At 65.1% G+C, this 15,473-nt stretch carries 14 protein-coding genes; 1 reads left to right on the top strand and 13 read right to left on the bottom strand.

Annotated elements, in window-relative coordinates; all coding sequences use genetic code 11:
- Positions 1-70: 70 nt before the first annotated feature.
- Positions 71-1,573, bottom strand: a complete 1,503-nt coding sequence (gene guaB / locus HLH28_RS12910) for an IMP dehydrogenase (RefSeq protein WP_182959794.1) — start codon at positions 1,571-1,573, stop codon at positions 71-73.
- A 179-nt stretch (positions 1,574-1,752) separates the two neighbouring features.
- Between guaB and HLH28_RS12905 the strand changes: the two genes are divergently transcribed.
- Positions 1,753-2,355 (top strand): nucleoside 2-deoxyribosyltransferase, encoded by a 603-nt coding sequence (locus HLH28_RS12905; protein WP_182959792.1) that lies wholly within the window; start codon positions 1,753-1,755, stop codon positions 2,353-2,355.
- A 15-nt stretch (positions 2,356-2,370) separates the two neighbouring features.
- Here the strand turns inward: HLH28_RS12905 and HLH28_RS12900 are convergent, their stop codons facing one another.
- The 12 genes from HLH28_RS12900 to tmk form a co-directional block, all read right to left on the bottom strand.
- Positions 2,371-2,868, bottom strand: coding sequence for a cystathionine beta-lyase (locus tag HLH28_RS12900; RefSeq protein ID WP_182959789.1), 498 nt, complete (start codon positions 2,866-2,868; stop codon positions 2,371-2,373).
- Positions 2,846-3,301: a c-type cytochrome gene (locus HLH28_RS12895; RefSeq protein ID WP_182959787.1), complete on the bottom strand. Its 456-nt coding sequence runs from the start codon at positions 3,299-3,301 to the stop codon at positions 2,846-2,848. Before HLH28_RS12895 ends, HLH28_RS12900 begins: the two co-directional genes overlap by 23 nt.
- Positions 3,298-3,876 carry a methylamine dehydrogenase light chain gene (locus tag HLH28_RS12890; protein WP_182959785.1) on the bottom strand — a complete coding sequence of 193 codons (579 nt, stop codon included), beginning with the start codon at positions 3,874-3,876 and terminating at the stop codon, positions 3,298-3,300. Before HLH28_RS12890 ends, HLH28_RS12895 begins: the two co-directional genes overlap by 4 nt.
- Before the next feature lie 84 nt (positions 3,877-3,960).
- Positions 3,961-5,169 carry an amine dehydrogenase large subunit gene (locus HLH28_RS12885; RefSeq protein ID WP_182959783.1) on the bottom strand — a complete coding sequence of 403 codons (1,209 nt, stop codon included), beginning with the start codon at positions 5,167-5,169 and terminating at the stop codon, positions 3,961-3,963.
- A gap of 370 nt (positions 5,170-5,539) precedes the next feature.
- Positions 5,540-7,099 carry a SpoVR family protein gene (locus HLH28_RS12880; protein ID WP_182959781.1) on the bottom strand — a complete coding sequence of 520 codons (1,560 nt, stop codon included), beginning with the start codon at positions 7,097-7,099 and terminating at the stop codon, positions 5,540-5,542.
- A complete protein-coding gene (locus HLH28_RS12875; protein ID WP_182959779.1) occupies positions 7,096-8,406 on the bottom strand; it encodes a DUF444 family protein in 1,311 nt (436 codons plus the stop codon). The genes HLH28_RS12880 and HLH28_RS12875 overlap by 4 nt, the downstream gene beginning before the upstream one ends.
- A gap of 20 nt (positions 8,407-8,426) precedes the next feature.
- The gene (locus HLH28_RS12870) at positions 8,427-10,376 is read right to left on the bottom strand and encodes a PrkA family serine protein kinase (protein ID WP_182959777.1); all 1,950 of its coding nucleotides are present in this window, start codon (positions 10,374-10,376) and stop codon (positions 8,427-8,429) included.
- Positions 10,377-10,733: 357 nt separating this feature from the next.
- Positions 10,734-11,525 carry an MBL fold metallo-hydrolase gene (locus tag HLH28_RS12865; RefSeq protein ID WP_182959774.1) on the bottom strand — a complete coding sequence of 264 codons (792 nt, stop codon included), beginning with the start codon at positions 11,523-11,525 and terminating at the stop codon, positions 10,734-10,736.
- A gap of 3 nt (positions 11,526-11,528) precedes the next feature.
- Positions 11,529-12,320: a TatD family hydrolase gene (locus HLH28_RS12860; protein ID WP_182959771.1), complete on the bottom strand. Its 792-nt coding sequence runs from the start codon at positions 12,318-12,320 to the stop codon at positions 11,529-11,531.
- Entirely contained in the window at positions 12,317-13,855 is a 1,539-nt protein-coding gene (gene metG, locus HLH28_RS12855; protein ID WP_182959769.1) for a methionine--tRNA ligase, read from the bottom strand. Before metG ends, HLH28_RS12860 begins: the two co-directional genes overlap by 4 nt.
- Positions 13,852-14,829 carry a DNA polymerase III subunit delta' gene (locus tag HLH28_RS12850; RefSeq protein ID WP_182959767.1) on the bottom strand — a complete coding sequence of 326 codons (978 nt, stop codon included), beginning with the start codon at positions 14,827-14,829 and terminating at the stop codon, positions 13,852-13,854. Before HLH28_RS12850 ends, metG begins: the two co-directional genes overlap by 4 nt.
- Positions 14,826-15,470 (bottom strand): dTMP kinase, encoded by a 645-nt coding sequence (gene tmk, locus HLH28_RS12845; RefSeq protein WP_182959765.1) that lies wholly within the window; start codon positions 15,468-15,470, stop codon positions 14,826-14,828. Before tmk ends, HLH28_RS12850 begins: the two co-directional genes overlap by 4 nt.
- Positions 15,471-15,473 lie beyond the last annotated feature (3 nt).

Raw genomic sequence — 15,473 nt, 5'->3', positions numbered from 1 at the left:
TCGTCCAGCGTCCCGGGGCCCGGGACCTTGTTCCAATGGTCCGGCGGCGGTCCCCGGTCAGCGATTCCGTTCAGTCGCGGCGGTAATTCGGCGCCTCACGCGTGATCGCCACGTCATGGACATGGCTCTCGCGCAGGCCCGCGCCGGTGATACGGCGGAAGCGCGCGCGCACCTGCAGGTCCGCGACCGTCGCCGAACCGGTATAGCCCATGCCCGCCCGCAGGCCGCCGACCAGCTGATGTACCACGGCGTCCATTCCACCCTTGTAGGCCACCCGGCCCTCGATCCCTTCCGGGACCATCTTGTGGGTTTCCTTGATTTCCTGCTGGAAATACCGGTCGGCCGATCCGCGGGCCATGGCGCCCAGGCTGCCCATGCCGCGATAGGATTTGTAGGACCGCCCTTCGTACAGGAACACCTCGCCCGGCGCTTCCTCGGTGCCGGCCAGCAGCGAACCGATCATGACGACATCCGCGCCGGCCCCGATCGCCTTGACGATATCGCCGGACGTCCGGATGCCGCCGTCGGCGATGGCGGGAATATCGCGTTCATGACAGGCGGCAGAGGTTTCCAGAACGGCCGAAAACTGCGGAACACCCACACCCGCGACGACGCGCGTGGTGCAGATCGAACCCGGACCGATGCCGATCTTCACGCAATCGGCGCCGGCCTCGATCAGGGCGATCGCGGCTTCGGGCGTCGCGACATTGCCCGCAACCACCTGAATGCGGTCGTCCGCCGCCTTGACCCGGGCAACGGTATCGAGGACGCCGGACGAATGGCCGTGGGCGGTGTCGACGACGACGACATCCACCCCGGCCTCGATCAGCGCCCGGGCCCGGCGGTACCCATCCTCGCCCACGCCGGTGGCGGCGGCGCAGCGCAGGCGGCCCATCTCGTCCTTGTTGGCCAGCGGATGCAGGACCGCCTTTTCCATGTCCTTCACGGTGATCAGGCCGATGCAACGATCTTCGTCATCCACGACCAGCAGCTTTTCGATCCGATGGCGATGCAGCAACTGCCGGGCCTCGTCCCGGCCCACATCGGGGCGCACGGTCACCAGGTTCTCGCGCGTCATCAGTTCGTAGACGCGCTGTTCGGGGTCGGTGGCGAAACGCACGTCGCGGTTGGTCAGCATGCCGACCAGCCGCTTGGTTTCCCGTTCGATGACCGGCAGGCCGCTGATGCCGTGGCGGGACATGATCGCGTTGACCTCGGCCAGCGTCTGGTCGGGCGAGACCGTGACCGGATTGACGACCATGCCGGATTCAAAGCGCTTCACGCGCCGCACATGCTCGGCCTGCTCTTCTATGGTCAGGTTCTTGTGGATCACGCCCATGCCGCCCTGCTGCGCCATGGCGATGGCCATCTGGTCTTCGGTCACCGTATCCATGGCCGAGGAAATCAGCGGGATATTCAATTCGATCCGGCGGGTCAGGCGCGTCTTGGTCGAGGTCTGGCCGGGCAGGACGCTGGATTCGGCCGGGACGACCAGCACGTCGTCGAATGCCAGGGCCTCGCGGATACGATCGTCGACTCGCGCGGTGAACGCCGGATTATTGAATGAAGACATGCTGCTGGACCCTCTTCAACCATTGCAGGGGTCCCTGTGCCTCGGGTACCCGACCGTTGGCGCTTCCACATAAGATGCGAATCGGATGGTGGCAAGAAAAAGACGCGCGCCATCGAAAAACCTGGACCCGGGGCCGCCCATGGCGGTCCGGTCCCTTCTGCGACAGAGGGTGAATGGACATGACGACGCTGGGAACGGTCTATCTGGCGGGCGACCTGGTGTTTCGTCCCGGCGCGATCACGATCTTCGATCGTCTGCGGGCGCTGTGCGACGCGGCCGGGGTCGTGGGCGTGGCCCCGTTCGACGGCCAGGTCGGGATTGAATCCATGCCCCAGGGCCTGGAAACGACGCTGAGGATCGTCAGGGCCGACCGCGACCTGATGGATCGATGCGACGGCGGCATCTTCTGTATCGACCCGTTCCGCCGGTCCGCCGACATGGATCCCGGCACGGCGGTGGAAATCGGCTATATGATGGCGCAGGGCAAACCCCTGGCGGGCTACACGACGGACGGACGGCTGTATCCCGAAAAGGTCAGGGCCTACCGCCGCGCCGCATGGGGGGACGATCTGCGCCCGCGCACCACGCACGACGCGCCGGTCGGATCGGGGGCGGCCGAGGATTGCGATGGTATCCTGGCCCATTCCGACGGCATGCTGCAAAATGGAATGGTAGAAGGTTTCATCCGCCTGTCGGGTGGAGGCATCGCCGTGCACGATGATTTCTACGAGGCCTTCCGCCTCGCGATCGCCGACCTGGCATCACGCCTCCGGGCACGGTAACGGGCGGCGATCCGGTCAATACGCGCCGGCCGCATGGCCGGCCTGTGCGGCGCAGGCCGCCACCGCGCGGCCCCAGACACCCGCGCGCAATCCCGGCAGGTCGGTGGTCTGCAGCGGATGGCCGCGCAGGGCGTGAACTTCCTTCGCCGTGTAGGGACGGGTTCCCTTCGGCGTGCTGGAACCGCCGAGGTCGAACACCACGAAATTCAGCACCCGCGCCATGACCGCGTCATCGCGGATCAGCGACATCGACACACCCGGCACCCGGACCAGATAGGATCGGCCTTCCGACGTGCAGGTCAGGCTGCCGACGCGGTCGCGCAGGACCGGAATATAGGTCTGTCCGGACAGGCCCTCGATCCCATGGCATCCCCCGCATTTGACCAGATAGGTCGTGCGCGTTCCGTCCAGGGCGCGTGCCTGTCGCGGCAGGACAAGGATACCGGCCACCACTATAAGGGCGACGGCCGGCCCCGCGACATGCGCGGCCTTAGGGAAGCGGATGCGCCGCATTCAGGGTCTTCCGGGCGGCGGCCACGGCCGACGACGACATCGGCGTCGCGCGGGAGGCAGCAAGGTCGGCCGCCGTGAAGACCGGGGCGGGCTTCGTCGAGCCCAGAGACGACAGATAGGTCAGGATCGCCGCGATCTGGTCGTCGGGCAGGCTCTTGAAGCTGGGCATGAAGCCGACATAGGTCGATCCGGCAACCTGGATGGATCCGGCAAGGCCGTTGATCAGCACCTGGGTCACATATTTCTTGCCCTCCGGCGTCGACGCGATCTTGTCGATGCGGTTGGCCAGCGGTGGGAATTGTCCCGGCGCCCCGACGCCGCCGCCCTGATGGCAGATGCCGCAATTGGCGCCATAGAGGGCCATTCCGTCAGGCGCGGCAAAGGCGGGCGTCGCCCCGGCAAGACACAGGGCCAGGGTCAGGATCTTCTTCATTCGGCGGTTCCTACGATTACGGCTGTCGAACAATTATAGAGAAGCGAGCCCGTTCCGAAACACCAGATGATGTCGTTATTGGCTTGCGGACGGTAGGTCGGCAGGTCCCCGTCGGTACCCAGGCAATTCTCTTCATTGCAGGAATCCTGCCCACAGCAGTCGCGATAGGCAATCAGGTAAGACCGGCGATCCTGCGGGTTGAAGCATGTGCCGATCCACGAGGTCGGCGACGGACGGGTGCCCGGCGGGCAGCTGTGAACCCCGCCCCCGCAGGTGGTGCACAGGTTGCCGTCAATGGCGCAATACCGCCAGTAATCGCACTTGGTGTCGTCCTTGACCTGGGCCTTGGCGGCAAAGGGCGACGGGGCCGGGGTTACGGGAGCAGCCGCGCGGGCCTCGCCCCGCCAGACCGGCAGCAGCGGGAAAGCCGGGATCGCAGCCGCCCACGCCCCCAGCCGTGCCAGCGCACTGCGACGCGACGACCGCCCGGCCAGACGGCGGGTCAGCCGTTCGGCTACGCGATCAAAACCGTCCTGGCGGCCGGTCGCGCCCCGTCCGGTTTCAGGACTGGCCATGGAATGCCTCCGTCATGCGGGCGAAAATCCGGTGGCCGCCCGTCACGCGGGACGGGCGGCGGGTCATGTTTCGTGTCATCGCCATCATTCCCCCGGTGCGACCGTGAAGATGAGCGATTCCCCAAGTTTCCTGATCGGCCGCACGGTCTTGCCGGTGGTGCCATCGAGGACGATCAGATCGCCGGCCTCGTCCGTCACGAAGACGCGCGACGCCGCATCCTGGGTGATCCCGACCAATGTGCTGGGGGCGGCCAGGCGGATGCGGCGCACCAGCTTGCGGGTCTTCAGGTCGACCTCCCATACCTCCGTCCCCGGTTCCTTGTGGGTCCAGAACGTGCCGTTGTGCATCAGGACGAACAGGTGCGAATCGCGGGCACGCACCGCCGCCAGCTGCCAGCCGCCCGGCCGCCAGGTAACGTCGAAGGGGGCGCGGGCATCGGATGCCGGCTTCAGGCCCGCCGCTTCCTGGAGGGACCAGGGCTTGCCGATCCGGACGTCGGTCCCCAGGACCGCGTCATAGACCAGACCGCTGAAGGACACGAACCAGACATGGCCGCTGGCCGCGATTTTCGGGCTGTGCTCGAAGACGGGATCACGGTCGGGGACGAAGAACGGCGCGGAATGGGTAACGCTGGGCTTGCCCGACGCGTCGAGGCTGACGTTGGCCAGCGATCCGTCGCCGCAGATCGATGAAAAGCCGGAAGGCCCCCAGGGATAGACCAGCGCGCAGCCCGGGACGTCGACGGTCTGCACCACGGCCTTCTTCGCCGTATCCACGACGTGGACCGAATTGGTCGGACTGGTGTCGTAGACATAGACGTAATGCCCATCAGCGCTGACCCCCAGGTCGGCCTTCTTGGGCGTCACCAGGGCGCGGCTCGGCAGGTCGATGTCCATCGTCGGCTCGAGCGTCAGGGGATCGTAAGCCACCAGCATGTCATGCCGCTTGCCACGATTTCCACGCTCCCAGGTCGTTTCGGCGACGTAGAACGTCCGGCCGGCCGGATCGGCGGCGACATTGGCGTTATAGGCGGCCTGAACCATGCCCAGCAGCTTCCCGCTGTCGGTATCGACCACGTAGACGCGTCCGTCCTTGCTGTGACGGTACACGCCGTCTTCCACCAGGATCCGATGCGGACCACCAGGCTGAAGCTTCAGGATGTCGCTTTCTTCGGTCTGCAGGATAGGGTCCGCCGCCTGGGCCGGGCCCGAAGCAAGGACGGACAGGGCGCCGAGAAGCGTCAAGGGAGCGGCCAGAGCCCGGATCATGCCACGACGTCGTTCAGCCGCCATGGAGCCGTCCTGACATAGAATAGGACAGTATATTCATCCCGTTACCTTATCTTTCGCCCTGCCGCCCCGCCAAATCCGTCAATCGTCCAGCGCGGCAGCGTCACGGGCGGGACGTCGACCCGTCCGGCACCGGTCGGGTTCAATATCCTTTCGATACAAATTTTTCCCGCCAAGGGCCAGTACGTTTCGGATGCGCGCCATGGGACGCGACGTGAAACGCCCCAGGATACGTTATCCAGATAAGGATTTTATTCATTGATTTTGAAAGAATTTTCATTCGGAGTTGCCGCGAATCGCGGCAACTCCGATCTGACGGAGGACGACTCAGCCGACTCGCCTAAATATTTGTATTTACGATAAATTATCCGTGTTAACTGGCGGGATTGACCGTGTGTGTGGTGACGACTACGCCGGTCTGGCTATCGATTTCCTTTAAAACAACACCGTAACCCCACAATGTTACAAGATAATCCAGGGTCTGCCGGGCGTCGCCGGGCTGTAGCATCTGTCCTGTCCGGCTGCGGTGCTCCAGGACCAGGGTCCGATCCCCCAGCAGATCGACATCGACGATCTCGATTTCCGTATAGAACATTCCCGGGTCGTAGGTCAGGGCCACGCTGCGGCGGATATCGCGATAACCGGCCTCATCATGGATCGCATCCACCAGCAGATAAGGCTGGGCGGTGTCGTCGCGCAGCCTGAACATGCGGAAATCCCGGATGACCGCGGGCGACAGGAATTGCTGGATGAAACTCTCATCCCGATATTCGGCCCAGGCATGGCGCAGGGTACCGACCGGATCGCCATTGCCGGCGATGTCGGGGAACCAGCGCCGATCCTCCTCGGTGGGCGAAGCGCACATCCGGGCGATGTCGGTCATCATCGCATAGCCGAGTGCGTAGGGATTGAAGGACGGCCCGCCACCCGCCTCGAAGCCGGGCTGGTTGATCACGTTCGATGTGGAATGAATGACTTCCAGATATGCGGCGTCGTCGATCCGTCCCAGCTCATGCAGGCGGCGCATGATATAGGCATGGACCCAGGTCGCGCAGCCTTCGTTCATCATCTTGACCTGGGGCTGCGGGTAGAAATATTGCGCGACCATCCGGACGATCCGAATGATCTCCCGCTCCCACGGCGCAAGGCGGGGGGCATGCTTTTCCAGGAAATAGAGCAGGTTTTCCTCGGGTAGGCCCAGCCGCCGCCGTGTCGTCGAATCGGGCACGCCGTCCTTCTCGCCCGGCAGGTCGGACGGCAAGGTCCGCCACAGATCGTTGAACATGCTGTCTTCGTATTCGCGGCGCTCGCGCGCCCGCTGCTGCTCGGCCTTGAGGTCGATCTTGCGCGCACCGGAATGACGGTGGACCCCCTGGTTCTGCAGGGCGTGGGCGGCATCCAGGATGCGTTCCACGGCCCGCTGCCCATGCCGTTCCTCGCACCGCGCGATGAAGCCCCGGGCGAATTCCAGATAATCCAGGATCTGCGACGGGTCGGTCCATTCCCGGAACAGCCGGTTGTTGCGGAAGAAATGGTTGTGGCCGAACGCTGCGTGCGCGATGACCAGCGCCTGCATCGTCGCGGAATTTTCCTCCATCAGGTAACTGATGCAGGGATCGGAATTGATGACGACCTCGTACGCCAGCCCCATCAGGCCGCGTCGATAGGCGCTTTCATGCCCGATGAAGCGCTTGCCGAACGACCAGTGTTTGTAGCCCAGCGGCATGCCGTGCGACGTGTAGACGTCGAGCATCTGCTCCGACGTGATGATCTCGATCCGGTTGGCATAGATCTCCAGGCCGAGTTCCTTGTCCGCGATCTCCTCGATCGCGTCGTAGCAATTCCGGATGACCTGGAAATTCCAGTCATTGCCGGAATAGAGAAGGCCGCCCGGCGTCGCGGACGCCCCACCTGGAACAATCTGGTCCATCATGCCTCCGCATGGTCATGCTGGCGGGAAAACAGGTCGCGGAAGACGGGGAAGATCTCCTTGCGGTCGCCGACCTGGCGGATCGCAAGATGATCGTTCTGTTCGGCAATGGTCCGATAGCTGCGCCACAAATCGGTTTCCCCGCGAATGACCGCACCGGATCCCGTGATTTCGATATAGGCGTAATACTGGACGGCCGGCAGGATCTGCTCCTGCAGCAGAGACGCAGTCCGCTGGGTGTCCGACGATGCATTGTCGCCATCCGACGCCTGCGCAACGTAGATGTTCCAGCTGCCCGCCGGATAGCGCTCGCGCTGGATGCCATGCATCAGTTCCAGTGCGGACGACACGATGGTGCCGCCGGTGCGCGGATCGTGGAAGAACGTCTCCTCGTCCACCTCCTCCGCGCTTTCGGCATGGCGGATGAACACGATGTCGACCTTCTTGTAGCGCCGTTCCAGAAAGACGTGCAGCAGCAGGAAGAACTGCTTCGCCAGATCCTTCATGCGCTCGGTCATCGAACCCGAGACATCCATGATGCAGAACATGACCGCGCGCGTCGACGGCTGCGGCGTCAGGGTATAGCGGCGAAAGCGCAAATCGACCGGATCGACCCATGGAATGCGCGCCATGCGCTGGCGGATCGTCGACCGCCGTTCGCGCTGGCGTTCCAGTTCCTCGATCTCTTCGGCGCCCAGAGGACGCCGGGCTTCGAGCTCTGCGATCCGTTCGTCGACTTCGCGCAGATCGTCGGGTTTCGGGCGGCCCAGCCCGATCCGCCGCGCGACCGACCGGCGCATCGTCCGGCCCAGGTCGAGATGCGACGGCGCCCCGTCGTTGCTCAACCCGCTGCGGCTGGGCACGCTGTTTTCGGTCGTCGCGATCTCACGCTTGACCAGGTCCGGCAGTTCCAGGTCGTCGAAGAACAGGTCCAGGAATTCATCCCGGCTAAGCACGAAGCGGAATGAATCCTCACCGCCCCCCTTCTCGCCTCCCTGCCCCGGCCCGCCGCCGTTGCCCGACCCGCCCCCGGCCGGCGGACGCTGCAACCGGTCCCCGCGCGAAAACTCGCGGTTGCCGGTCAGGACGATCTCGCGCACGCCCTCGGTAAAGATGCGATGGAAGGTCGGTTCATGCAGCGCGTCGGAGGGCACGGAGACGGCATTGCCCTGCCCGATTTCCCTGATCTTGCCACGGGCCACGGAATCGCGGACAGCCTTCTGCACCGCGCCCCGCGCCCGTTCGAGCACGCGGCGCCGGTTCTCGATATTCTTCCCGTGGGGATTGGGACGTCTGTCGATAATATCCACTGAGCGGCACCATTCCCGTTTCAGGCGGACTGCTTCACCCGCATGTACCATTCAACGAGCCTGCGGACCTGTCGTTCCGTGTATCCGCGCGACACCATCCGCTCCACGAACTCGTCGTGCTTGCGTTCGGTCTCGCCGTCCTTCTTGGACCCGAAACTGATGACCGGCAGCAGGTCCTCCACCTGGCTGAACATCCGTTTCTCGATGACGTCGCGGATCTTCTCGTACGACGTCCAGGACGGGTTCCTCCCGCCATTGCTGGCCCGGGCACGCAGCGAGAATTTCACGACCTCGTTGCGGAAATCCTTGGGATTGGCGATGCCGGCCGGCTTCTCGATCTTGGTCAGCTCGGCATTCAGCAATTCCCGGTTCAGCATCTGGCCGGTATCGGGATCCTTGAAATCCTGGTCCTCGATCCAGGCGTCGGCGTAATCCAGATACCGGTCGAACAGGTTCTGGCCGTAATCGTTGTAGCTCTCCAGATAGGCCTTCTGGATCTCGTGCCCCAGATATTCGGCATAGCGTCCCGCCAGTTCCGATTTCAGGGTCGCCAGATATGTGGCCTCGACCTCCGGTGGAAACTGTTCCCGCCGGACCGCATGTTCCAGCACATACATCAGATGCACGGGGTCGGCCGAAATCTCGTTCGAATCATGGTTGAAGGTCGCCGACAGCACCTTGTAGGCAAAGCGGGTGGAAATCCCCTCCATCCCCTCGTCCACGCCGGCGGCGTCGCGATATTCCTGCATGGTCCGCGCCTTGGGATCGGTCTCGCGGATATTCTCGCCGTCATAGACCCGCATCTTGGCGAACGGCGTCGAGTTCGGATGCGGCTTCAGCCGCGACAGCACGGCGAAGCGCGCCAGCATTTCCAGCGTGTTGGGCGCGCAGGGCGCTGCCGACAGGCTGGAGGACTGGACCAGCTTCTCGTAGATCTTGGTCTCCTCGGTCACGCGCAGGCAGTACGGCACCTTGATGACGCAGACGCGATCCAGGAAGGCTTCGTTCGTACGATTGTTGCGGAAGGTCTGCCACTCCGCCTCGTTGGAATGGGCCAGGATCACGCCGGTAAACGGGATGGCGCCGATATTCTCGGTCCCGACATAGTTGCCTTCCTGCGTCGCCGTCAGCAGCGGATGCAGCATCTTGATCGGCGCCTTGAACATCTCGACGAATTCCAGCAGCCCCTGGTTCGCGCGGTTCAACCCGCCCGAGAAGCTGTAGGCATCGGAATCGTTCTGGCTGTAATGCTCCAGCTGCCGGATATCGACCTTGCCCACCAGGGCCGACACGTCCTGGTTGTTGTCGTCGCCCGGTTCGGTCTTGGCGATCGCAATCTGCCGCAGGCGCGAAGGATGAAGCTTGACCACCGTGAAGCGCGACAGGTCGCCATCGAACTCCTCCAGCCGCTTCAGCGCCCAGGGGCTGGCGATCCCGGTCAGCAGGCGGCGGGGAATGCCGTAACGCTCCTCCAGCGCATCCGCCATGCGGTCCGGGTCGAACAGCCCCAGCGGGCTTTCGAATACCGGACTGATATGCCGCCCGGCCTTCAGGACATAGATCGGCTCCTTTTCCATCAGGGCCTTCAGCCGTTCGCCCAGCGACGATTTCCCGCCGCCGACGGGGCCGAGCAGATAGAGAATCTGCTTGCGTTCCTCCAGCCCCTGGGCAGCGTGACGGAAGAAGCCGACGATCTGCTCGATCGTCTCTTCCATGCCGAAGAAATCGGAGAACGCGGGATAGATCCGCAGCGTGCGGTTCATGAAAATGCGCGACAGACGTGGATCGCGGGAGGTATCGACGCTGCGCGGCTCGCCGATTGCCTTGAGCATGCGTTCGGCCGCCGTCGCGTAGCATGACGGGTCTGTCCGGCAGGATTCGAGATAGTCGGACAGGCTCATCTCGACTTCGCGACGCCCGTCCCGCATCGCGGTGGCCAGGGAAAACACGTTGATATCAGAAGAAGCCATCGGCAGATGTCTCCGATCCGTCGCCTGGATCCGTCATGAACCCAGGGCGACCATGTATCATGGACAAAATTCCCGGGCGGAGACCGATCCCCGTCCGGGGAGGAACGTCAGCCTAGCGTTTCCGTATTTCTACCATTCAATGCTCATCCCCTTTTGCAGACGGGCGGGCACGCCGTGGTCCGTGGCCCACGCGATTCGACAGCGTTGCTGTATCGTGGAATGGCGGGGCACCGGACTCTCAGGGTCGTCTTGTCCAAGGGTATCGCCGCAGACTGTCGCGATTCAACCTAAATCGCGTGCCGGCCGCAAACACTTCCCCCAGCCTCAACGGATTTTTTCAAAATCCGGAGAACCGGATTACCGGAATGTCAGACGCATTCCATCAAAGGCGGGTTCGACCCCATCGGGCAGGTTGGCCTGCATCCAGGCCCAGTCCATGTCGCCGCCCATGTGGGTCAAGATCACCCGCCGGGGACGAACCCGCGCGCGCCAATGCATCACCCGTTCCAGCCAGGCATGCGCGCTGTGGGTGGCCGAGCGCTGGAAGCAATCCACCAGCCATGTCTCGATGCCCTCCAGAATCGCGAACGCGTCCTCCGGCAGTTCCACCACATCCGTCGAATAGGCCAGCGAGCCACAACGTACCCCCAGCGAGAGCGTGCGCCCGTGAATCTGTTCGAACAGGGACACCGTCAGACCGGCAATTTCGTAGGTTCCGCCGGCATGGACGATTTCCGGCACCACTACCGGACGATAGAACCCGGGCGGCGACCAGGGACGGAAGGCGTAATTGAATCGGTTTTCCAGGTCGGACAGGACGGGCGGCGTCCCGTAGACCGGCAGGGGCCGGTCGATGACGCGGTTGACGGCCCGCACCTCGTCGAGGCCCGAGATATGGTCCGCATGGGAATGCGTGTACAGGATGGCGTCGAACCGGTCGATTTCCTGCGCCAGCAACTGGTCCCGCAGGTCAGGACCGGTATCGATCAGCAGCCCCCGCCCGTCATCGCCGCGCAGCAGCACCGACGAGCGGGTGCGGCGATTGCGCGGTTCCGCCGGATCGCAGGCGCCCCAGTCGCCACGCCCCCCCGGGCCGCCGACCATCGGCACCCCGGCAGATCCGCCGCATCCCAGGACGATCAGTTCCATGGTCTATGACGCCCGGCTGAACAGGCGATGGAAATTGGCGGTCGTCACCTCCGCCAACCGCTCGGGCGCCATCTCCCTCAACTCGGCCAGCCTGAGCGCGGTATGGGCGACGAATCCGGGCTCGTTCTTCCGGCCGCGCTGCGGCACGGGGGCCAAGTAGGGCGAATCCGTCTCGACCAGCAGGCGATCCTCGGGGATGGACAGGGCGATGTCGCGCAGGGCGTCGGACCGGGGAAAGGTCAGGATCCCCGAAAAACTGATATATCCCCCCAGTTCCAGCCCCGTCCGCGCCAATTCGGGGCCCGACGCGAAGCAGTGCAGCAGGAAGCGGAACGGGCCATGGGCCGCGATCTCGTCGCGCAGGATCCCGGCGACATCCGAATCGGCGTCGCGGGCGTGGATGACCAGCGGCAGGTCCATGCGCCGCGCAGCCGCGATATGAGCACGAAAGCGCGCCTGCTGCAGCGGCCGGATCTCGGGCGCGCCATGGAAATAATCCAGCCCGCTTTCCCCGATGCCCACGACGCGCGGGTCGTCGGCCAGGGCCACGATGTCGGCGGGATCGGAAACCGTGCATTCGTCGACATGATCGGGGTGCGTGCCCACGGTACACCACACCCGCAGGTCCGGCCGGTCGAAGCGGGTCAGTTCCTTCTGCTGGCCGGCCCGCGACAGGCGGGTGCCGATCGTCACCATTCCCTCGACCCCAGCCTGCTTCGCCCGCTCCAGAAGGTCGGGAATCGCCTCGTCGGGGAAATGGTCCAGATGGCAGTGTGAGTCGATCAGGCCCGTCATTGCGCCTCGGGTTCCACATAGCGGGGGAAGATGCCCTTGGGTGCGGGCAGCGCGCGCCCGGCCGGCAGGGGTGTTTCAAGCGCCGCGAAGCTCCGTTCGTCCGCTTCGGCGCCGACCTGCGTCAACAGCGCGTCCATGCTGGCGGGCATGTATGGTTGCAGCATCGTGCCGATCACCCGCACCGCGTCGACCAGCACGCGCAGCACCACCCCCATGCGCTCGGGATCCGTCTTCTTCAGCGCCCAGGGGGCCTGCCGGTCGATATAGGCGTTGCAGGCCCGCACCACGCGCCAGACTTCCTCCAGCGCGTCGGTCAGGGCCCGGCGGTCGATCTGCCCGTGCATTACCGCCGGCAGCAGGGCGGCCTGCGCCAGCAGGGCCAGGTCATCCTCGGTCCGCACGCCCTGTTCGGGCAGGACTCCGCCGCAGTTGCGCGCCACCTGCGACAGCGTGCGCTGCGCCAGATTGCCCAGGTCGTTGGCCAGTTCAACATTCATCCGGGTGATGATGGCCTTGCGGTTCAGGTCGCTGTCGCCCCCGAACGGCATTTCGCGCATCAGGAAGAACCGCACGGGATCGAGGCCGAATTCGGCGACGAGGTCACGCGGATCGATGACGTTGCCCAGCGACTTGCTCATCTTCTCACCCTCGATGGTCCACCACCCATGCGAGAAGACGCAATCCGGCAAGTCCAGCCCCGCCGCCATCAGCAGTGCCGGCCAGTAGATCGCATGGAACCTAACGATATCCTTGCCGACCAGGTGCACATTCGCCGGCCAGTAGCCCCAGCGCGGATTGGCGGTGTCGGGAAAGCCCACCGCCGACAGGTAATTGGCCAGCGCGTCGACCCAGACATACATCACATGGTCGGCGTCGCCCGGCACGGGAATGCCCCAGCGGAAGCTGGTGCGGCTGATGGAAAGGTCGCGCAGGCCCTGTCGGACGAAACTCGCGACCTCGTTACGGCGGGATGCGGGCTCGATGAAGCCCGGCCGGTTTTCGTACAGATCCAGCAGCCTGTCGGCGAAGGCCGACAGGCGGAAGAAATAGGACGGCTCCCGGACCCATTCCACCGGCGCGCCCGTCGGCGCGACCCGCGTGCCGTCGGGCCGCGTGACCAGTTCGTCCTCGTTGTAGAAGCTTTCGTCGCGCAGGGCGTACCACCCTTCGTAGGCGCCCAGATAGATATGTCCGTTCGCGGCGATCCTTTCCCACAGGGCCGAGGCGCCGGCGATATGGCGCGGCTCGGTCGTGCGGATGAAATCGTCGTACGAGACGTTCATCGCGTCGTACATCGCCCGGAAATCGGAGGAAACGCGATCGGCGAAGTCGATCGGCTCCACCCCCGCCGCCTGGGCCGCCTGTTCCACCTTCTGGCCGTGTTCGTCGGTGCCGGTCAGGAAAAAGACATCGTACCCCGCCAACCGCTTGAAGCGCGCGATCACGTCGGCGGCGACGGAGGTGTAGGCGTGGCCGATATGGGGCGCCCCGTTCACATAATAGATCGGTGTCGTGACGTAATAGCGCCCAGTCATATTCCACTCACCAGTGTCAGGCCGGTCAGGATGGCCTGATGTTTATCCAGATTGAAGCGTTCCGTCTCGGCCCGCAAATGAACCAGTTGGCGCCACAGATCGACCATGCGGTCGGCCGGCATCCCCAGCCCGCCTCCCCCGGACGGCGTCCGTCCGCGCGCCGCATCCCGCGTCCGAACCGATATGGCATCGCACAGGAGATTGAAGAAGACCGAAAAACCATTCTCCCGCTTCAGGACGGCGTCCGCAATGTCATACATCGCCCCCGCGCCGACCGGTTCGCGCAGGATCCGCTCCACCACCACGCCGAGTTCGGCCCCGTCCCCCGCCAGCAGCGCCAGCGCGCGGCCGGGCGCACCCTGGGCCAGGGGAACGATCCGCGCGATATCCGCATCCTGCATGTCGCTGGCCAGAAATCCCATGGCCTCATGCATGTCCCGCTCCGTCAGCGGGGCCAGAGGCAGGGTGCGGCAACGGCTGCGGATCGTCGGCAGCAGCCGTCCCGGGGCCGCGCAGGTCAGGATCAGGATCGCGCGCGGCGGCGGTTCCTCCAGGATTTTCAGGATGGCATTGGCGGCGCTGCGGTTCATGTATTCCGCGCCATCCACCACCACCACGCGCCAGCCGTCCTCGGCCGCCGTGCGATGCATGAACTGACTGATCGGGCGGACATCGTCGGCCACGATCTCGGCCCGGATCTTCTGCCGCTTTTCGTCCATCCCACGCGCGATGGTCAGCAGGTCGGCGTGACTGCCGGCGGCGATGCGCCGTGCGGTGGCCGATGCGGGATCCTCGGCCTTCAGCAGGACCCGCGCCATCCAGAAGGCGAAAGTCGCCTTCCCGATCCCCTCCGGCCCGGTGACCAGCCAGGCATGATGCAGCCGCCCGGCCCGCACGGCATCCAGGAACGCCGCCCGCGCCGGCCCGTGCCCGACCAGGCGAACATTTTCACGCGGCGGGGGCGCCGGAATCATGCCGGCCCGGGGTGCGCGGCCAGGCAGGCATCGACACGCACGGCGATGTCGCGCGCGACCGCGTCCGCCGGCCGGTCGGCGGCAACCGACAGGCACCGCCCGGGGTCCGCGCGCGCGATCGCGTCGAACCCGTCGGCGACGCGGGCGTGAAAGGCCTCGTCCGCGGCCTCGTATCGGTCGGAACTCTGGCCCCGTGCCGCCAGACGCACCAGCGCCTGCGCGCGCGGCAGGGTCAGCACGAAGGTCATGTCCGGAACGACCCCTACCTGCGTTCCCAATGTGCGGATCAGGTCCAGTATCCGCGGATCCCCCTTGCCGAGCCCGTATCCCTGATAGGCCAGGGTGGAATCGACGAACCGGTCGCAGATCACGACCTGCCCGCGGGCCAGCGCCGGCCGGATCAGGCGGTCCACATGGTCGCAGCGTGCGGCGAAATGGGACATGATCTCGGCCCGCAGGGACAGGTCGTGCCCGCCGAACAGCAGGAATTCGCGCAGGGCCTCCGCCCCCGGCGTGCCGCCGGGTTCGCGGGTGCGCACGACATCGTACCCCCCTTCGCGCAGATGGGCCTCCAGATGCCGCACCTGCGTCGACTTGCCTGCGCCTTCCCCGCCCTCGAACGTGATGAACAGGCCCGGCACCGC

Source organism: Gluconacetobacter tumulisoli (assembly GCF_014174155.1).
Classification (GTDB): domain Bacteria; phylum Pseudomonadota; class Alphaproteobacteria; order Acetobacterales; family Acetobacteraceae; genus Gluconacetobacter; species Gluconacetobacter tumulisoli.
Note: the sequence above shows the minus strand (reverse complement) of the source record. Positions and strands in the feature narration are given on the sequence as shown.

Coding starts and splice junctions, on each gene's coding strand:
- HLH28_RS12890 (WP_182959785.1), bottom strand. CDS start 3,876: ATGGCCAGTCCTGAAACCGGACGGGGCGCGACCGGCCGCCAGGACGGT.
- HLH28_RS12870 (WP_182959777.1), bottom strand. CDS start 10,376: ATGGCTTCTTCTGATATCAACGTGTTTTCCCTGGCCACCGCGATGCGG.
- HLH28_RS12905 (WP_182959792.1), top strand. CDS start 1,753: ATGACGACGCTGGGAACGGTCTATCTGGCGGGCGACCTGGTGTTTCGT.
- HLH28_RS12880 (WP_182959781.1), bottom strand. CDS start 7,099: ATGATGGACCAGATTGTTCCAGGTGGGGCGTCCGCGACGCCGGGCGGC.
- HLH28_RS12900 (WP_182959789.1), bottom strand. CDS start 2,868: ATGCGGCGCATCCGCTTCCCTAAGGCCGCGCATGTCGCGGGGCCGGCC.
- metG (WP_182959769.1), bottom strand. CDS start 13,855: ATGACTGGGCGCTATTACGTCACGACACCGATCTATTATGTGAACGGG.
- guaB (WP_182959794.1), bottom strand. CDS start 1,573: ATGTCTTCATTCAATAATCCGGCGTTCACCGCGCGAGTCGACGATCGT.
- HLH28_RS12850 (WP_182959767.1), bottom strand. CDS start 14,829: ATGATTCCGGCGCCCCCGCCGCGTGAAAATGTTCGCCTGGTCGGGCAC.
- HLH28_RS12865 (WP_182959774.1), bottom strand. CDS start 11,525: ATGGAACTGATCGTCCTGGGATGCGGCGGATCTGCCGGGGTGCCGATG.
- HLH28_RS12895 (WP_182959787.1), bottom strand. CDS start 3,301: ATGAAGAAGATCCTGACCCTGGCCCTGTGTCTTGCCGGGGCGACGCCC.
- HLH28_RS12885 (WP_182959783.1), bottom strand. CDS start 5,169: ATGGCGGCTGAACGACGTCGTGGCATGATCCGGGCTCTGGCCGCTCCC.
- HLH28_RS12860 (WP_182959771.1), bottom strand. CDS start 12,320: ATGACGGGCCTGATCGACTCACACTGCCATCTGGACCATTTCCCCGAC.